Source organism: Chengkuizengella marina, from assembly GCF_009910845.1.
Classification (GTDB): Bacteria; Bacillota; Bacilli; order Paenibacillales; family KCTC-33759; genus Chengkuizengella; species Chengkuizengella marina.
Genome location: NZ_SIJB01000028.1, coordinates 166452 through 185786, shown reverse-complemented (window position 1 = coordinate 185786; position 19335 = coordinate 166452). Strand labels below are relative to the sequence as shown.

Here is a 19335-nt window from a genome sequence, read left to right as displayed (position 1 = left end):
ATAAATCATAACAAAAAAATTCATTAATTACTTTTTTTGTTAATTTAATTATATTAAATAAATTCTTTAATATGATTATGAAGTTATCTTTAAATGGAAATTTTTAATTATCAGAAGATTTGGGGGAATAACGATGCTTTTAAATGAATATTGAAATATTTCTGGAACAAATAATATTAGTGATATAACACTAACCAATTTACAAAATCATGCTATAATAAGTCTATGCAGATTGCTCTTTGAAAACTGAAGATATGAGGTTGTTGCTGGAAATGGTCAGCAACGTAAAATCTTTAGCCGTCAATTCACCTTCTCTGACTGAATCGAAAACCAAGCAGAAAGTTAGAGATCAGAGTCCAACGCATAATCTTTTTTCAAAGTAAGAACAAATTAGAAGATTTTAAATTTAGTAGACTACTACTACCTCCTCAGAAAAATATATGAATAAGAAATAAACCACACTCCGAAAATGAACTGCACCCCAATTGTTAGACACCATTATCAAATTAGAGGTGCAGTTTTATTATGGCCAAATTACTAGCACAAGAAAAAATACAAGCCGTCAAAACATATTTGGAAGGAACGGAAGGATATCAAACCATAGCTAAACTCATTGGAGTGAACCCAAGTGTATTCCATACTTGGATTCGACAGTACCAATATCATGGAGAGACTGCTTTTGAAAAAAGCTATACAACTTATTCGATTGAAGATAAACTAGAGATACTTTACTATATGAATGAACAAGGGACGTCTATCCGTGAAACAGCCGCAATTTTCAATCTTCCAACACATTCTACACTAATACAGTGGAAAAAGCAGTTCGAAACGGAAGGAGTAGACGCCCTTAAACTAAAGAAAAAGGGGCGTTCTCCAATGACAAAGAAAAATCAAAAAGAAACAAATAAGCGAACTCAAACTGAAGGATCATTTGAAGCACTTCAAGCAGAAGTCGAACGTCTTCGCATGGAGAATGCCTACTTAAAAAAGTTGAATGCCTTAGTTCAAAACAAGGAAATATCACCAAAAAAGACAAAGCGAAAGTAGTCTATGAACTAAGGTTAGAATTCCCGGTGAGAGCACTTCTTAAACTTGCAAATATTCCACGTAGTACTTACTATTACTGGATAAAACGATTGGGGAAACCAGATAAAGATGAGACGCTAAAAACGTTAGTAAAAGATATTTTTGATGAACATGAAGGTCGTTACGGTTACCGACGCATTCGTGATGAACTTATAAATCAAGGTTTAAAAGTAAATCATAAAAAAGTACAGCTTATCATGAAGGAATTAGGTTTGAAATGCCTTGTTCGTATGAAAAAATATCGATCATATAAAGGAAAAGTAGGAAAGATTGCTCCAAATATTTTAGAACGTAATTTTAAGGCAGAAAAACCCAATGAAAAATGGGTAACAGATATCACTGAATTTAAATTATTTGGTGAGAAACTCTATTTATCTCCGATGCTAGATTTATTTAATGGAGAAATTATCACCTATACAATCGGCTCCAGACCAACATATGTACTTGTATCAGAGATGTTAAATCAATCATTTGAACGGTTAACAGATGAAGATAAGTTGATGATTCATTCAGATCAGGGATGGCATTATCAGATGAAGCAATATAGACATGCCCTAAAAGAACAAAACATCACTCAAAGCATGTCCCGGAAGGGCAACTGTTACGACAATGCGGTCATTGAAAACTTTTTTGGTATTATGAAATCGGAATTTCTTTATCTAAAGGAGTTAGAGAATATAGAGCACTTTAAAGAGGAACTACAAAATTATATCCATTATTATAATCACAAACGAATTAAGGCAAAACTAAAAGGCCTGAGTCCAGTACAATACCGAATTCAGACCATACAAGCTGCCTAATATGAATTAACCTGTCTAACTTTATGGGGTCACTGCAAAACAAAGTGTGGTTTCAATGTCTAGCTGTTTTATTTTTAAATCATAAATTAAAATCACTTTTTAATGCTGAAATATAGTCAATCACAAATTTCCATTTTTCATTAGCATCCTCTAACATGAAGGGGACCCAGAACGAGAAATCAGAAGTAGCATCCTCAACTGCATGTAAAACATATCTTAATCCATCTTGAATAGTATATGAATGTTGTATAATGATCTCTATTTCATCTAAATCTTGAACCCCTGAATTAATTAGTTGATGCCTCAATTCCACCATTCTTTTGTTAGAATTATATACATTTGTCTCAAGATTCAGAAGATCCTTCTTCAAAATTTCAGCTGCTTCATTAAATAACTCTTGATTCCCAGAATCCACAGACGTAAATAAAATATTTATCATAAATTTAAAATTATCGTCATAATCCATAACATTTTGAATTTGTTGAGATAATTCGTTATATGCTGGTGCAGCATCTTCTGCTGCATAAACATTCAGACTATTAGTTTGGAAAGATAAAATCGTTAATAATGCGAGAATAGCGATACCCATTTTTTTTAATTTCATAACACTTCTCCCTCTTCCTCAAAAGTTTATAATATAGAATCTTTAAAAAATAAACATGAATAAGTATGCAACATTTACTGACCGGATCGAAAACCAAGCAGAATTCGTAAACCTAAACCATAAATTTTTTCAAATCTTTCATTATCACTCCTTTACTATTAAGATAAAATACATAAAATCAGCCATTCTAATTAAACGGTTACATTCCCACCCCCTTTAAATAATAATTTTACGAAAAACCCATTGAAACTAGTAACAATTCTATTTTCTATATATTTTAAACGATGAAGTTTTATTATCCCCTACTTGGAGTAACCAAATGCTTAAATGTTCAACATTTTCAAAATTACCTTTATAATCTGGGTGTTCATACAGTGTAACACTGTAATCTCCAATAACGAGTACGGAAGATAAAGTATCTCCACGCATAGGAGTTCCTTTTACTCCGTTTCCATATAAATCTTGAGCAGCACAATCATTCATATAACGACAATTCGACGATGTCCCAGCTACTTGTGGATATACTTGCCAATTTCCCGCTGCATAACTATCCTCGAAGAACCACACACCTTCACCATTAAATATACTAAATGATTCAGTTCTATTATTCATATGTTCAGATGATAAATTAGGACCTCCAAAATTCTCTTTAATGATAGCCCCTCCACCTGTAAAGTGATTAAGATCATATACAACTAATGCATATGGACCAATCACTTTCACTGATGATAATTGGTTGTTATTCATAAAATTCCTTCTACTATTATTATGTGTTACCCCAGGATTAGTACTCATAAAAGTTAAACTACCACTAAAATCTTCTTCCATAAAGAAATAGATACCTTCTTTCTGTGGTTCTATATATATGGAAGATACCGTGTTTGCACCAACAACTTTTCCTCCAAAATTACGAACCTGAGTATAACTGTCTTCCGTGAAAAAGGTTTGTCCAATTCCTCTGTAATTTGCTTCTTGCCATAGTCTAACATATACATTTCCACGTACTAACATGGATAACAACTTGTTGTCAAAATCAGCATCGTTTAAATCAGCCTTGCCCCAATAATTAAACTGCACAATACAGTCTCCCTGAAAGTCTTTTTCTGAAAATAGGAAGGCTGCTTCAGACAATGTCCAAATACTAGGTAGTCGGTAAGCATCTGATTTTAGTAATTCACCATTCACATTCACTTCCTTAGACGCATATAAAGTTTGGTCAGGGTTGTTTACTTCTAAAATATCATACAACGCTGAAGATAGAGTGATAGTGGAGTCCGTCCCTTCAAACTTACCCAATTCTTTTCCGCCAGCTGCAGGTTTTCCATCATATATGGTATAATAAATCTCCTCCCCAGCAGGATTTGGTGATCCCCAAGGAATGGAGCAACCAAGAACCTTTCTTTTAAATGAATGATCCATTTTATTTTGAATGGTTAGTGCTAATTCGAATGTATCATTCCAGGTACTCTTTATATCGTTTAAAGCTACTTTTATCGCAAAAGAGGAATCAACATCTACTCCTTCCATCACAATCTCTAGTAATCTATCAAACTTTAAAGATAATGAGAACCATTGATTTTCTAATCCACTAAACCCTTGATCTAAAAAAGTAACGGCACCATTTATAAGATTTATGATTTGCCCTAATTGTTCCATTGCTTCGCTTATGTTTTTTTGAACAGCTGTATTATAATCATTTTGGAAATTAACTTTGTCCACATCACGTAAGTGCTTCTTAAAATTATTAATAATACGATGTTCATCTTCTACAGACGCACTTCTTGAACTAAAGCTATCTTGTAGATTACTTAATTCTGAAATAAACGAAGCTCTAACTCCAGGCTCCTCCATCCTTTCAGAATAATTGACTAATAAATTATAGGTTGAATTAAAATCTTCATCATAATTAATAGTATTGTTAATGATTCTAAGAGCATCTGGATAAATTTGATTTTTCCAAGACCTAGCGTGACTTCCTGCTCTATCAATATGTGGAACAATACCAGGGATGTGTTTTATCCAACTCGGAAGACCTACATGAGTTATATAGTCTATATAATCTAGAACAGGATCCGTGATTGTAATTTCCTCAGATGATGAAGATATTTCATTATTTATTGCATATACCGTAATATTTGAACTAAATAATCCAAAACTGAACATCATTGCTAATACAATAGATAATCCTTTTTTAGTAAATTTGTTCATACGAAATAATCCCCTCCTTTGGTTACATTTTGCTTTCAATTATTTTGACAAAAGCTATAATCCGCTGCAACCCGTTTATAATTTCCTCTATGAGATTGGATATCAAAGAACCGGACACCCTCACCATGGAAATGGAGCAACCAATAACCTTACTTTAAAATGTATCCATTTTACTTTCAATAACAAGTGCCAACTGCAGTATATCATCCCATGTAATCTTAGCATCATTTAAAGTTGCTATTAAAAAGTCATCATCAGTATCTATTTCGTTAGTAACAATTTCTAGTATTCTATCAAATTTTAGAGATAAACCATTCCATTGATTCTTTAATCCACTAAAACCATTGTCTATAAAATCATACGCACCATCAATTACAATGAGAAATTGCCCTAATTGAACAATAGCGTCATTTATAGCAGATTGCTCATTTTTTTTATTTTGTAAATCCTCTTCTGCTTTGGCTTTTTCTAAATCCAATTGATGTTTATCAAATTTAGGCACTTCTATCCAGCGACAACCAAAAGCATCACAAACTGGTGTTAGTTCTTTCTCATTATATTTTCGATTAATCTCTTCTACTTTATTTTCCAAAACAGTAATTTCACTTACTATATCCATTTTCCTTTGAAAAGCGTAATTGTAGTCAAGTTGAAAATTAGCTCGATCTACATCACGTAAAAGTTTCTTGAAATTATCAATGATATTGTGTTCATCCTCCACAGAAGCACTTTGATCCGCTAGACTTTTTTGTAATCTATTAGCATTTCCAATAAATACTATTTTAGTTAATGGATCATCAAGATCACTGGAAAATTGCATTAATCGGTTGTATGCTATGTTAAATTCTGTTTCATAAGTTATTACATTGTGAATAATCTCAAGACCATGTGGTTGTATATTATCTCTCCAAGATTTCGCACGATTTTTAGCCGTACTTATATGTTGGTCAGCATTAGGAATGTATTGCGTCCAACTCTGAGATCGTAGTGTTGTCATTAAATCTAGGTAATCATGCATTGAATCGTCTTCAAGCAATTCCATTGAAGCCTGTCCTGAAGCTATTTCGTTATTAGCAGCAGAAACTGTAAAACTTGGACTGAATAATGTACCAAAACCTAATGTGACAGCTATACCAATAGATAATACCTTTTTTATAAATTTGTTCATTATTAATAATCTCCTTTTTAGTTGTGTAATTGTAATGAGGGGGAGCTTTCCATTGATTATGTAAATATCTCATGTTTAACTATTCATCCTACTAAAATTAATCATAGTAAATCACTCCCTTCACTAGGATATAAAATCAAATTTATCTTTTAATTTTTATAATTGAACAAATCGCATCATGTTAATCATTTTTTACTGGTTGAATACATTTTCTAAATCTGAAAATACATCTTTAAGATCATCATCTTTAATTTTTACATTCGCATCATCAATTTTTTCTTGTAAGACTGTAACAAAATCTTCTGGTTTTATTTTAGAAATCATGAGTTGTTCTTTTATATCCTCTCTCATTTCTTCAAATGATTTCATCGCTTCTCGATCTGTAATTTTTATGATGAAAAACTCATCTCCTTCTTTTACAAGATCACTTACCTCTTCTATATCAAGTGAAGAAAGGGTTTTTTCTAAATCAGTTCCCAACTCCAGAACATGCCATCCTATATTTCCGCCATTAGATGCTGAATTAGCATCAGTCGAATATTCTTTTGCTAATTCTTCGAAACTAGCACCTTCTTCTAGCTTTTGTTTTATTTCGTTTGCTGTCACTTCATCATCCACTACAATTTGACTTAACTTTACTTCAGGAATGAGATTGTCATAATACTCCTTGATTTCTTCATCACTTACATCTATCGTTTCTAATATTGCCTTTTGCTGTAATAATTGTACTCTTAACATCTCTTTAATTTGCTCATCATTTTGAAAGCCCATCTGTTTCAACAATACTTCATAAGATAATCCTAATTGGTCTCGTAAATCATCAAAAGCTTCCTTTAGTTCTTGTTCTGTAACCGAGTATTCTTGCGAAAGAATTTGCTCATATAATACATCGGATAAAATTTTTTCACCAAAGCGTTCTTTCATTAAACTGTACATTTCTTCTTTCGTTACATTTCCAAATCTCGTCTCCGCGATCACTTCTGAGCTGTCTGTACTTGTATTTGTACAAGCACTTAAAAACAACAAGCTCATCATAGATAATAAAATTAGTTTCCTCATTTTTTAAACCCTCCCTTTAGACTTTTATATCATTATGATAAACAAAAAAATCAATTTTTGATTTTACATTCCGATGTTGATTCACTCCGCAGTCTTTAACTCATTGATAGCACGATTAATTTTTTCAGGTAGCGTCACCTTCTCAACTTCACCAAAAGGAGTATATGTAATATAAATGTTGTTGTAGCTTACACTCTCATCCGAATAGATCCAAGGAATTTCTTCCATCGCTTTCAGCCTCTCCTTTTCACTATCAAATACATAGATGCTGATTTTACTTTTTTCACCTTCCACTAAGTAATTATACGATTCACCAATCGAGAGATCTGTTTTTTCATCAAGTTTTAGTAGGATTCCATTTTGTTGTAATAAATCCATGATTTTAAAGATGTGTACGGGAGATCTTGAAGAACATGCACTTAATAAAGTAAGACTCATAATCATCATTAGTAAAAATTTTATAGATGTATACATCACTGTTGATGCAGCATATTTTCGAATGAAATAATAAAGCATGCACCTTTCCTCCCTTATTCATAATTTTTCTTATTTTTCAAACCTTCTTGGAACAATCATTGATCATGATCGTCCAAGAAGGCTTTGTTATAATGATTTTAATCTACTTATAGATTTATTTCTGCATAATCATAGCCTAACTGTATGTGTTTCGCAAAATCATTAAGTTGCATTGCTGCTTTTGCTGTGTCTTCAAGTTGAGGTACTACCCAGAATAAATTATCCCATTGACCTTCATCTATAGTTGTTATGACAGCACCTATTTTTTCATGTACATCATACCAATACTTTTTCAGACCTTCAGTACTATGTTTTGCTCTATCGGAATTAGCATGTAAAACTACTACGTCATCTTTAATATTTGTAAAAATGGTCATTTCATATTCTGTTTGTGCTAGATCTTTAGTCTTTTGGGCGATGTCATCCATAACTTTATCCCTTTCTACATTCAAAGCTATTATCGTTGCTGTCAAACCTGTTAAAGCAACTACACCAATAAGAATCATCGCTCCACCAGCTAGAGGAAATACAGTAGCGACCTTTGCACCTACTATTGCTAAAGTTATCGATCCTGCTGCTCCAAAAGCTATATTAGAAATCTGCATATTTATTTCTGAAAGTCTAGTATTTAATCTCTCTATTTCTCTATTTAATTCTGCTACTAAACCAGTCTCTCCATCGACTGCTGCTTCAATTTTATTAAAATCTGTCTGTAGATTGGATACAATACTTGAAAGGGTATCTCTATAATCTATTAATAATCCATGTATATCAATTGCATTTTTCTGATAGCCTTCTGCTCTTTGTTTTAATAGATTAAGTCCATATTGGAAATTATCCATATCATTTGCGTTTGCAGTTTCTATCAAAGGATCAGAAAACGCCTCATATGTGTTAGTCCAACTAATAACATCTTGAGTAACTGTTTGCATTTTTGGTTTTACAACATCTAACCAATGTAACGCAGCTGTATTAATATCGCTAAGATGAACTTGTAAGTCTGTAAGTACTCCTACATTAAGGGCAATTTCTTGCATTTTATCAAATACGATTCTCGTATTTTGTTGAGCACTCATTGCGTACGCTTCTACTACAAGGAAATTCGTAGCTGATTTTTCTAAACCTCTTTGTAAATTTTCAAAATCAGGAAGAACTTGTACTTGTTCATTAGCAGACACCGTAAGATTTGGACCAATGGTACTAAATACTACTATTATGGCTAATAAAAAACAAATCATTTTTTTTGTAAACTTGTTCATAAATAACCTTCTCCCTTCAGATTCTTTTATAATTTTACCCCTATTTAATTTCCTATTTGGTCGTAAAGTTCACCATCTAGATTTATCTCCGTTGAAGAGATATGATCAAAAGTTTGAATCGCTTCAGACTGATCAGAAACGAGTTGCATTGAATCTCTAAGTGGTGTAAATAAATCATTTACCAAATAGTCAATACTAATAGAATTATTTAACCTAATGTTATCTATTGTTTCATCAAATTCACTGATTACTGAACTTATAGTTCCATCCACATTTTGAATGACGGTTTCATCTATTGAGATTGCAAAGTCATCCATCGATATTCTATTTACTTCCATCATAGATACATCTTGATTAAGAACGAATATTTCTCTTGCCTTAGCCGCTATTTGTTGGTTTATCTCGTGAATTTGTTTGCTTATTACTGCTAAACCAACCAACGAACCCACTATAAAAGCGATGCCTACAATAATACCTAAACCTCCAACAGCTCCAAGAGGACCACTGATGCTAGCAATGGTGAAGATTAAGTTACCTCCTGATGCGAGTGTTCCTATGACAGAACCTGTCAAGCCTACAATTAATTCTGTTTTAGTATTTTTTAAATCTTCAAGCTCTGTGCTTAAGCCTGCCAACCTACTTTCTGAGTCAGTCGTTGCAGTCGTAATTATAGTAGAAAATTCATCATGTTCGACCCTAATTGTTGAGTTTAAAGCTTCAGTTTTCTTAAAAGTATCATTTGTATGTGCTTGTATATTTTTTAATTTATCACGCAAAAGTGTTAATCCAAAAATAAGTTGATTTTTACTCTCAGGATCATCATTAACACTTTGTGCTAATTCTACAAGTGGGTCATAATAAACACTTACTGAATTGTTGAAATTAATCATATCTTGGATCACTTTTTGATTTTGGTTTTTGATACCGTCCAACCATAAAGTTGCATTATTTTGGACTGAAGTTTGCAACTCAGTTAATCTCTCATAATTCGGAATAGATAATTCCTGTTGTACTAATAATTGAAGAACACTTTGAGTTAATACAACTTGTTGTTGTCCAAGACTCAGAATATCATTTTCTAAACTTTGAACAGATGCAATTAAATCGCTATTTGCTTTTGCTTCATTTGGAATAAACAAAATATTAGCGATCATAATCGATATTAATCCAGTGACTAGAATCTTTCTTGCTTTCTTCACAATTAACACTCCTTTGATGACTGATAATTGCTTCATTTCTTTATGACATATCATACATAATTAACCACTAAAAAATATCAGTCTAAAAATTAATCAATATTACGTTATTTGTTTAAAGCGTTAAGTTATTTTGGTAAAAAAAATGATTCAGGGTTTCAAATTATTTTCGTTATTACTAAACAAAGAAAGCGATTACAAAATGACTCTTTTCTATGTTTAAGCATTCAACTGACTGAATCGACAACCAAGCAGAAAGTCAGTAAAACCTAAACCATAAAAAGCTTTTCAAAATAAGAACAAATTAGAGATTTTTATTTATCTTAACTATCACTCCTTTACTATTATGATAAAGCACATAAAAATCAATCAATCTAAGTAAACGGTTACATTTTTTCCACCCCCTTTAATTAATGATTTTGTGGTAACTAACTAAATGCTAATCATATGTAAATTAATTAGTTGTTAATAAATTGATATCTGATTATGCTATGATATAATATTAGAAATTTTCTAAATTTTCTAAATTTTTAATATAGAAATTATACTTATATTTTTTAAAATATACCATTTATTAAGTTAATAATACTGTTTCTTAAAGTGATAGTAAGTAAAATACATTAGATTAATTAATCTTTTTAGTATTATTTAGTAAATATATTACATAATTATACAAAAAAAACCGCCAAAAGGCGGGATTTAATACCATTATTATGGAAATAAGGTTATAATAATATCAGATTCACAAGACAGTTCCTATCAAGTCTTGTGTTTTAAGAAAAGTCTACTGCTACCCGCCAAAGTTACAGTAGGCTTTTCGTTTATTTCATTTTTTTTACAATATATCAAACTAAATTTTCGATGTCAACTTTTATTATTTTTGTAAATGTAAGTGTTTTATTCCAATTCATATTAAATAAGTTAAAAAAATTCTACAAATTTTGATAATAAATTCCACAAATTTGCTCTGATCTTTAATCGTTTAGTCATAATATTAAGTTTGTTATAACTACATAACTGGTTATTTATGTTAATTATATTATATTAATATAAAAAGTTAAAGTATGTAATATAGATTACATTAATTTAGAATTATTTGTGTTAATACTAGCAACTATTTAGAAAATTATAGTAAGATATTTATCTCACCTACAGTATCCTTGACTAGAGTCTATGAAATTTAACCTCTATATAGCTATCCATCGTTCTAGTATTCATTTCATACATATTGAGAAATTCTGAATAATTTATTGAATAATTATGCATATAATGTAACTCTAGAAAATAAAACTGACCCACCTAACCTAATAGATGATTAGTTTTATTCACTAAATCCAAATCCTTGATCTTCCAAATATTTCCTTAAATGATTACGCGATGCTGTTTGAAACTTATTAGACATTTGTTTTGACCAATTTGTGTCTACTTTTCCTTTTGTACGGTCTAAGTAATATTCATTTATGATTTGATTGTAGTCCATTAGTTCGTTCGTTGTTTTGCTCGTATTATAATTTTCTTGATGGTAAATCATATTGGTTTGTAGACGAGGTCTCACCATAGGATCTTGATCTGGAAATCCCAAACACATGCCAAATACAGGATATACAAGTTCAGGTAACTGAAGTAATTCAGTCACTTCTTTTGATTGATTTCGAATTCCCCCAATATATACAATCCCTAACCCTAAAGATTCAGCTGCGATCGCTGCATTTTGAGCGGCTAAAGCAACGTCTACAGTAGATACTATGAAGTTTTCCATGGTTCCGGAAATCATTTCTGTTTGCTCCATATCACATGCAGCTTTTAAACGATATAAATCTGCACACCATACAAAAAATAAAGGACAATCTGCAACGTAGGTTTGATTTCCTGATAATATAGATAACTTCTTTTTCTTCTCTTGGTCCATTACTCCAATTACACTATATGCTTGCACATGACTTGAAGAGGAAGCCATTTGAGCAGACGTTAATATTTCATCTACATATTCCTGAGGTATCGGATCAGATTTATATTTACGAATTGAGCGATGTGACTTTAACAAATTAATCGTATCATTCATTTTCTCAGCTCCTTCTTCTATAAATAAGGATTATGCTCTCTTTCATGTCCTATTGTAGTTGAAGGTCCATGACCAGGATGCACCTTCACTGTGTCCTCTAATACAAACAGTTTCTCATAAATGGATTCATATAATTGTTCGGAATTTCCACCTGGTAAATCTGTTCTCCCCATTGAATGTTGAAATAAAACATCACCACTAAAAATATCTTCGCCATATAAAAAGCTAACACTCCCAGGAGAATGTCCTGGTGTATGAAACACCTTAAATTCATTATCAAGAAAACGTAACGTTTGACCTTCTTCTAATGTATATTCAGCTGGAGCGGTAGAAAAAGGTGGTCCTAATTCGGGCCATCTTGTAGATCCATTTAATTCAGCATCCGTTAACCACTTAGATTCTAACTTATGTAAATAAACTGGACATTTCTTTAATTTGCGTATTTCATCTACCCCACCTATATGATCAAGATGTGCATGTGTAAGTAATATAGCTTCTATTTGTAATTCTTTTATGTGCTCAATTAATATCTGCGGCTGCATACCAGGATCAATAATAATCCCTTTCTTCTCTCTTGGGTTAGAAATTAAATAAGCATTAGTTGCTAAGGGACCTAATGTAAAGGTTTCAATTCGTAATTTGTTCAATGTAAATCCTCCTCATAAAAACGAAACTTCATTTTTAGTCTTCCAACTTAAATTGTGAAATAAGCTCCTCTAATTGAAAGCAGGCTTGATTGAGCTCTTGTACTGATTTAGAGACCGAACGTATATAAACTAATTGGTCATCCGTTGAAGCATTTACTTCTTCTGTTGTCGCAGCAGATTGTTGGGATATTGCTGATATACTTGTTATTGAATCATTTACTACATCCTTATTTTCATGCATTTGCTGAATCTCTATCACAATATGGTTAATGGATTCAATCAATTGATTCATCATAAATGTGATGTTCTTAAAAGAATCACACGAATGGCTAACAGCAACTTGTTGTTCGTGGCTAATAGCAATTGCTTTACTCATAGCATTTGTTGCGTGATCAGATTCAACTTGTATTGCAGATATTATACCATGTATTTCACTTGTTTCTTTAGCTGATTTTTTAGCTAAATTCCGAACTTCTCGTGCCACAACTGCGAAACCCTTTCCACTTTCACCTGCCCTTGCTGCTTCTATACTAGCATTTAGAGCAAGCAAATTTGTTTGCTCGGACACTTCAGAAATGGATTGTGATACTAATTCTATTTTTTTTACTTTTTCGATAAGTTTTACTAGTACACTCTCTACAGAACTAAATTCACGATTAGATAGATTAGATTTTAGCTGCAAATTTTCTAAACTTTGAAGTCCTTCATTACTTGCATCAGTAGACTTCATGGACAACTCTTTAATTTCATTAATAGAATGATGAACTTGATTAATTTTATCAGACAATTGAATTGTTTTATCATTCATTTTTTCCGTGTCCACTGCTTGCTGACTAACCCCCTGAGCAACTTCTTCTATCGCTACAGCTATTTGCTCGCTCGTACCCATCATTTCCTTACTTATCTTCTGTAATCTTTCTGATGATCTAATAACCCTTGTTAAAACACTTTTTACATTAAAAATAATATTACGCATATTTATTATCATTTTATTAAAATGTAATGCTAAATCCCCTACCTCGTCCTTTGCTCTTACGGTCGTATTGTTTGAAAGATTACCTGAAGATACCATTTCAACTTGTTCTCGCAATGAGACAATTGGTGTAGAAATACTTCTTGCTGCTACATAAATAACCCCTATAGTCATCAGTATGGCAATACCACCAATAATCATACTAAGAAACAACGCATTATTCAGTCTGGCAAATAGATCCTCTTGATTATAGTCAATAAATATTTTCCACCCTAGATTTGGTATCGTTACAAAGTACAGTATTCTCTCTTCATTCCCACTTACATATGAAATCTTCCCTGAATCATCTTCGTACAGCTTTGTTATGTGTTCTTTCTCAGATAAATCCTTACCTTCATTATCAGTATATATGAGAGGGCTGCCATCTTGGTCCAATAAAAAAATACTACCATTATGGCTTACATTGATTTCATTTACAAGTTGACTTAGTGTCTCTAATAAAATGTCTATACCAATAACACCCTTAATTTCATTATCAACTCGAATCGTTTTCGCAGCTGTAATCATTAATTGTTGATTGGAATGTCCTATATATGGCTCAGTCCATACCACTTGATCTGGATATGCCAATGCTTTTTGATACCAAGGTCTTTCAGTAGGATCATAACCAGTCCTATCTTTCTTTGGCATGTCGAACATACTTTTATCACTTGTTCCAAAATAAATCATGGAAACGTCAGAATTTGTTTGTAAAAACGTACTAAAGTCTTGGTCAATATCTAAAAGTACTTTTCCGTCGTTGTTATTTATAAAAGATATTATCCTATGGTCTACACTATATCTTTCTATATTTTTTTTGTAATCATTAAAATAAACTTCAAAATTATGTTCAAGCTGTTCTACAGTGCCTTTTCCTTGAGTAATAATTTCACTTTCCATATTTTTTTTCATGTAAAAGTACGTTAGTGATTGATTTATAACTAACATAAAGACCAATAAAATACCCATAATTACTGTTAATTTGGTTCTCATTTTTTTAAACACAGTCTATTTCTCCCCCAGACGTTTTAGATGAATTTACCATACTATAATTGTAAATTTTAACCTTACTCAACCAAAACGTCTATATCTTTTTTATAAAAAATGTATAAAAATTAAAACGTATGTATAAAAATAATATTTAATTTCTTCTACAAAAGTTGCAATAAACAACTTATTTTCATGTTAAAATGAACCTCATATTTTATAAAATCCTGATTCTGGAAAACTGCTTTTGAGCTATTTAATAGATTGGATGAACACGTAATTGAACAAAATGAACTGTAGATGAAAAAAACATCACCTACAGCCTTGTTAGATATGATACTGATATATGTCATTGAATGGATTTTAATATAAATCAATCATACTCTTATTAACTTACAAGGTGATGCTCAATAATATTTGAAAGTCTTTTCATTTCTTCTTTAGATACAGGCCGTTTCGTTTTATAAGATTGGATCGTATGCAATAAGCGATCTACTTTTATCGTTTTAAAAGCGGGACTTTCACCTATAATCTGACAATTAGGATGAGAAAAACAAATTAGTCCACGAATGCTAGTTTTCATATTATTTCTTCTTAACAGCTCTTTTATAATATAATCGTGTCTGTACATTTGTGCTGTTGGATCTACGTTGTTTTTATTATTACTTCTTTGAATTCCTTGAGAAGTAAAACGAATTTCACCAGACCAATGTTTTGTTTCAATATGAAATATACCATTGGGTCCGATAGCAACATGATCAAACTGTTGTGTTCTTCCATTTGTTTTTAATTTTATATCATGAAAAACTGTATAGCCCTTAGGAAGATACTTTAATTGATGTTTTACTATTTTCTCTCCTTCAAGACCATAATTTTGAGACGAGCTATCTTTTTTCTTTGTTATTTTATAAATCAAATAAAAACCAGTAAGCAGCAAAGAAACAATAATAAATGGCATCACAAAAGGTTGTGCTTTTTCATCAATTTGCTCCCAATTCTCTCCCAATGTCGTTCCTAAAAACAAGAAAAAAGCAGACCAAGGTATTACAGCTAAAGTTGTTAAAACACTAAAACGAATAAACGACATATTAGCTAAACCAGCTGGAATAGATATGGCATGTCGAACAACTGGAATAAATCGAGCTGTAAAAATCATACCCGTACCATACTGATTAAACCATTTTTCAGATAAATCAAGATGTTTTTTATGTATTAAGATATACTTTCCATACTTCTCAATTAAAGGTCTGCCGCCGAATTTCCCTAGCCAATAAAGAAAGATTTGAGCTAATGTCCCTCCAATTGTTGCAAAAACCATCGCTTCAGTCCAAGTAATTTTGTTTTGATAAATTAAAAATCCACCATAAGATAAAATAATTTCACTTGGAATGACTTCTATCATTAAACCAATCATGATACCCCAATAACCTAAATCTGTTAACCAAATAAATATATAATGTATGACCTCTGTTATTAATTCCATCCATTGTTCCCTGCCTTTATTATGTCTTTACCACATCTTATTCTAACATAAAGCTTGTCATACCAAGATCACTTCTAAAAAATTTTCATCATCTTTGTAAAATAAATGTGTACATACTTTTTGAGCAACTAGCCTAGTAGCTAAGCCGCTTCTTTCTGCATACAAATAATTGTAGAGAGGAGCAGATCATGATGAAGCATCAGGATACACAAAAACATAATTTAGACTTGCCCACTGCACGAAAAATACGAAGGGCGTGTAATAAAGAAATTTACAGAACCATCAAACGTTTAAAAACATGGATTCCACCGGAAAAAATAAAAGAAGCTGAAGAACTATACTATAAAAAAGTATTGATAAATTCAAAATATATTTTAGAAAATGCACAAAATCGAAAACTACTATCTGATTGGTTTGATGAAAATGTTTGTGCCGATTTTTCAAAACTATGGGGTATAGAGGAGTCTAAGATAAGCAAAGCATTCAGAAATGCATTCGTAAGGCAAAAAAAATAGTCAAAAGTAATTTATCGATGAAGTTTTCCTTATAAAAAAGAATACCACCTTTTAATAGAAGGTGGTTTCTCTTCTTAAAGGCTCGCCAATCAGCGAGTTTTCTTTAATAATATGGCTGTGGTGGATAGTACGGATACGGTTGAGGTTGAGGTTGAGGGTAAGGGTATGGATAAGGATACGGCACTGGTATGGGTCTTGGATATGGATAAGGTCTAGGTCTAGGGTACGGGTAAGGATATGGCCTTGGTCTTGGTCTTGGCCTTGGTCTTGGGCGTGGTCGTGGGGGTTGCTGACGATATCCAGATAGGGAATTAAAATATTGATAATGACTCAATGATTGAACCTCCTTTTTAACTTACTCCATATCAAAATATGCTATGTCTAGACGAATTGCCTCCTACAAATGCCCAATTATGAGAGCTTTGAATTATAAAGAAAGGAAACTCCTTGGCGTGCACTTGAATAAGTATTAATAAATAAAAGTTGGATACCCATACCCATAAACCGAATAGCCGGGATCATTAGGTCGTGTTCTAGCATACACAATCATTGGATAATCATTAGTCGTATTTTTCTCGCTTGTCTTATTTGTCTCGTTAGTCTTATTTGCCTCGTTAGTCTTATTTTTATCTAAAAAATATTTCACATTATATTTCCCTCTCAATTTCCTTTTTAGATGAATGTTACTATTTGTGCGTATTTTGGGACATGTCAGATGCCTTGATCGCAGACGATATTTGTGTCGGTGATTAACTTCTTGAATCAATCATTTTACCTCCCAAATTAATTATTCATAATAAATTATGCTTGACACGTGGCATTTGCCTCAAAAATTTAATATATAAAATTGAAATCATAAAAAATGGAAAAACCCGAACTTAGACTAAAGTACTCGTCCAAATTCAGGTTGATAATATAATTAAATTTGATTGATACTATTTATTCAGCTGGAACGATAATTTCTTGATCTGGGAAGATTAAGTTTGGATTATCAAGCTGATTTAATTTTTGAAGTTCTTGCCAAGTTGTATTATATTTAACTGCTATTTTAGATAAATAATCACCAGGTACTACAATATAAATTCCAGTTGTTGGTTCAGTCACTTCTTCAGTTTCTGTCTCTTCATTGATCGCTGTTATACGATTTTCTACCACAGGACTTACTGTTCCTTTTTCTTGAATATACTGAATAAGCACTTCATCTAGAGCTGGATATTCGTTTTTAATCGCAATATCAGCAAACATCGTGTATTCATCTCCACCTGCAGCTAAAAAGTCGTTTGTTGCCAATACATAAGTTTTCTCTAGATCGATTGGCTCTCCATTAATTTGGATGGATACTGCTCTTTCACCAGCAGGTTTGGAAGCGTCAATTGTATAATCAATACCAGCTACATGAGGAAATGCTCCTTTTGCATCTGGATAAGAATCAATCCCATTTTCTAAAGCTGCTTTAATCACTGCACCTGATACTTCTTTAGTAACAATGTAATTTCCAAAAGGTAAAACAGTAATCACTTCACCCTTTGTAATTTCACCTACATCAATAGAAGCTCTGATACCACCACCATTAGTAAGTGCTACATCCGCTCCAGTTTCGTTTAACATCGCATCTGTAATTAAGTTCCCTAAATTTGTCTCACCTGCTCGCACCTGTTCTCTTTCCCCATCGAGTACTACACTTGTTGAACCTACAACTTCAGCCAAAATTGTTTCCTGGGATGCTGTAATCACATCAATTACAGCTTGAACTTCTGCATCTGGTTCAACTTCAGTTGCATCTTCTTTTGTAATTAAACTTCCCTCTTTACTTACTAACTCATTATTTTCATCAAAAGTAAGCTCTACCACACCTAAGTTCTTAGTATACTCACCAGAACTTACAATTAGAGTTCCACTTTCACCAATGTTATCTTCCGTATGGCTATGTCCATCAACGATTAAATCAATCCCAGGCGCTCCTTCAGCTACCTTAATACTAGTATCTGTACTTGAAGCGTCAGTTCCTAAATGTGTTAAAGCTATGATGACATCCACCTCTTGCGATTGAAGTTCTGCTACCATTTCTTGAGCTGCTTGAACAGGATCTGTAAACTCTAATCCCTCTACATTTTTTGGGTGTGTTTTAAAGTGAGTTTCGGGTGTAGATAGTCCGAAGATTCCTAGCTTTACACCATCTACTTCTTGAATCATGTAAGGAGGTAATAATAATTCTCCCGTTTCTTCTACGATAACATTTGCACTTAATACTGGAAAAGTAACCATTTCTTTCAATTCTAGTAGTCTTTCATAACCATAGTTAAAATCATGGTTTCCTGCAGCCATTCCATCATAACCTACAGCATTAAAAACCTCTGCGATACTCTTCCCTTGCTCTAAAGTAGCAAAAGTAGTCCCATGGAACGTATCTCCCGCATCAAGTAAAAGTACATTTGCATTATCTGCTTCATGTTGTTTAACAAGAGTAGATAATTTTGCAAGTCCCATCCCATCATATTTACCTTCGTTAATTCTAGCGTGTGTATCATTCGTATGTAAGATCGTAATTTTTTTTACTGCTTGTTCTTCTCCACCTTGATTCACCTCAACCCCAGTATCCGTTGAGTTGTCCCCTTCTGCAAAAACAGAACTAAAACTAGTAAAAACTAAAAAACAACTTAAAGCAATAATAAATAAACGCTTCATGTCTTCCCCTCCGCAATATTAAAATTTGATTGCATCATAAGTGTAAAC

At 32.3% G+C, this 19335-nt stretch carries 15 protein-coding genes; 2 read left to right on the top strand and 13 right to left on the bottom strand.

The genetic code is table 11. The features are described 5' to 3' along the window. Positions 1–525: 525 nt before the first annotated feature. A protein-coding gene (locus ERL59_RS13500) for an IS3 family transposase (protein ID WP_160646753.1) occupies positions 526–1886 on the top strand; the annotation gives its coding sequence in 2 pieces (ribosomal slippage) (positions 526–982 and positions 982–1886; 1362 coding nt in all). A 79-nt stretch (positions 1887–1965) separates the two neighbouring features. On the opposite strand, the gene ERL59_RS13495 is transcribed toward ERL59_RS13500, so the two are convergent. From ERL59_RS13495 to ERL59_RS21440, 11 genes are all read right to left on the bottom strand, one after another. Continuing rightward, positions 1966–2490 (bottom strand): hypothetical protein, encoded by a 525-nt coding sequence (locus ERL59_RS13495; RefSeq protein WP_160646752.1) that lies wholly within the window; start codon positions 2488–2490, stop codon positions 1966–1968. Between the two features lie 261 nt (positions 2491–2751). Next, the gene (locus ERL59_RS13490; protein WP_160646751.1) at positions 2752–4698 is read right to left on the bottom strand and encodes an HBL/NHE enterotoxin family protein; all 1947 of its coding nucleotides are present in this window, start codon (positions 4696–4698) and stop codon (positions 2752–2754) included. A gap of 154 nt (positions 4699–4852) precedes the next feature. Further along, the gene (locus tag ERL59_RS13485) at positions 4853–5866 is read right to left on the bottom strand and encodes an HBL/NHE enterotoxin family protein (protein ID WP_160646750.1); all 1014 of its coding nucleotides are present in this window, start codon (positions 5864–5866) and stop codon (positions 4853–4855) included. A gap of 192 nt (positions 5867–6058) precedes the next feature. After that, positions 6059–6925 (bottom strand): peptidylprolyl isomerase, encoded by an 867-nt coding sequence (locus ERL59_RS13480; protein ID WP_160646749.1) that lies wholly within the window; start codon positions 6923–6925, stop codon positions 6059–6061. 81 nt (positions 6926–7006) lie between these two features. Then, a complete protein-coding gene (locus tag ERL59_RS13475; RefSeq protein ID WP_160646748.1) occupies positions 7007–7441 on the bottom strand; it encodes a hypothetical protein in 435 nt (144 codons plus the stop codon). 107 nt (positions 7442–7548) lie between these two features. Continuing rightward, the gene (locus tag ERL59_RS13470; protein WP_160646747.1) at positions 7549–8700 is read right to left on the bottom strand and encodes an HBL/NHE enterotoxin family protein; all 1152 of its coding nucleotides are present in this window, start codon (positions 8698–8700) and stop codon (positions 7549–7551) included. A gap of 44 nt (positions 8701–8744) precedes the next feature. Next, the gene (locus tag ERL59_RS13465; protein ID WP_160646746.1) at positions 8745–9899 is read right to left on the bottom strand and encodes an HBL/NHE enterotoxin family protein; all 1155 of its coding nucleotides are present in this window, start codon (positions 9897–9899) and stop codon (positions 8745–8747) included. A 1318-nt stretch (positions 9900–11217) separates the two neighbouring features. After that, the gene (gene nfsA / locus ERL59_RS13460) at positions 11218–11958 is read right to left on the bottom strand and encodes an oxygen-insensitive NADPH nitroreductase (protein WP_160646745.1); all 741 of its coding nucleotides are present in this window, start codon (positions 11956–11958) and stop codon (positions 11218–11220) included. A gap of 17 nt (positions 11959–11975) precedes the next feature. Beyond that, positions 11976–12605 (bottom strand): MBL fold metallo-hydrolase, encoded by a 630-nt coding sequence (locus ERL59_RS13455; protein WP_160646744.1) that lies wholly within the window; start codon positions 12603–12605, stop codon positions 11976–11978. A gap of 34 nt (positions 12606–12639) precedes the next feature. Beyond that, positions 12640–14622, bottom strand: a complete 1983-nt coding sequence (locus ERL59_RS13450) for a methyl-accepting chemotaxis protein (protein ID WP_160646743.1) — start codon at positions 14620–14622, stop codon at positions 12640–12642. 370 nt (positions 14623–14992) lie between these two features. Continuing rightward, the gene (locus tag ERL59_RS21440) at positions 14993–16087 is read right to left on the bottom strand and encodes an NERD domain-containing protein (RefSeq protein ID WP_160646742.1); all 1095 of its coding nucleotides are present in this window, start codon (positions 16085–16087) and stop codon (positions 14993–14995) included. 188 nt (positions 16088–16275) lie between these two features. Here ERL59_RS21440 and ERL59_RS13440 point away from each other — a divergent pair, with 188 nt between their 5' ends. After that, positions 16276–16602: a dehydrogenase gene (locus tag ERL59_RS13440; protein WP_235929889.1), complete on the top strand. Its 327-nt coding sequence runs from the start codon at positions 16276–16278 to the stop codon at positions 16600–16602. A 103-nt stretch (positions 16603–16705) separates the two neighbouring features. On the opposite strand, the gene ERL59_RS13435 is transcribed toward ERL59_RS13440, so the two are convergent. Together ERL59_RS13435 and ERL59_RS13430 are read right to left on the bottom strand one after the other, a co-directional pair. Next, the gene (locus tag ERL59_RS13435; protein WP_160646741.1) at positions 16706–16936 is read right to left on the bottom strand and encodes a spore coat protein; all 231 of its coding nucleotides are present in this window, start codon (positions 16934–16936) and stop codon (positions 16706–16708) included. 605 nt (positions 16937–17541) lie between these two features. Beyond that, positions 17542–19287 carry a 5'-nucleotidase C-terminal domain-containing protein gene (locus tag ERL59_RS13430; RefSeq protein WP_160646740.1) on the bottom strand — a complete coding sequence of 582 codons (1746 nt, stop codon included), beginning with the start codon at positions 19285–19287 and terminating at the stop codon, positions 17542–17544. Positions 19288–19335: the final 48 nt, after the last annotated feature.

What these genes read in the sequence shown, in the direction of transcription:
- ERL59_RS13495 (WP_160646752.1), bottom strand. Translation starts at nt 2,490, where the DNA reads ATGAAATTAAAAAAAATGGGTATCGCTATTCTCGCATTATTAACGATT.
- ERL59_RS13490 (WP_160646751.1), bottom strand. Translation starts at nt 4,698, where the DNA reads ATGAACAAATTTACTAAAAAAGGATTATCTATTGTATTAGCAATGATG.
- ERL59_RS13485 (WP_160646750.1), bottom strand. Translation starts at nt 5,866, where the DNA reads ATGAACAAATTTATAAAAAAGGTATTATCTATTGGTATAGCTGTCACA.
- ERL59_RS13480 (WP_160646749.1), bottom strand. Translation starts at nt 6,925, where the DNA reads ATGAGGAAACTAATTTTATTATCTATGATGAGCTTGTTGTTTTTAAGT.
- ERL59_RS13475 (WP_160646748.1), bottom strand. Translation starts at nt 7,441, where the DNA reads ATGCTTTATTATTTCATTCGAAAATATGCTGCATCAACAGTGATGTAT.
- ERL59_RS13470 (WP_160646747.1), bottom strand. Translation starts at nt 8,700, where the DNA reads ATGAACAAGTTTACAAAAAAAATGATTTGTTTTTTATTAGCCATAATA.
- nfsA (WP_160646745.1), bottom strand. Translation starts at nt 11,958, where the DNA reads ATGAATGATACGATTAATTTGTTAAAGTCACATCGCTCAATTCGTAAA.
- ERL59_RS21440 (WP_160646742.1), bottom strand. Translation starts at nt 16,087, where the DNA reads ATGGAATTAATAACAGAGGTCATACATTATATATTTATTTGGTTAACA.
- ERL59_RS13440 (WP_235929889.1), top strand. Translation starts at nt 16,276, where the DNA reads ATGATGAAGCATCAGGATACACAAAAACATAATTTAGACTTGCCCACT.
- ERL59_RS13430 (WP_160646740.1), bottom strand. Translation starts at nt 19,287, where the DNA reads ATGAAGCGTTTATTTATTATTGCTTTAAGTTGTTTTTTAGTTTTTACT.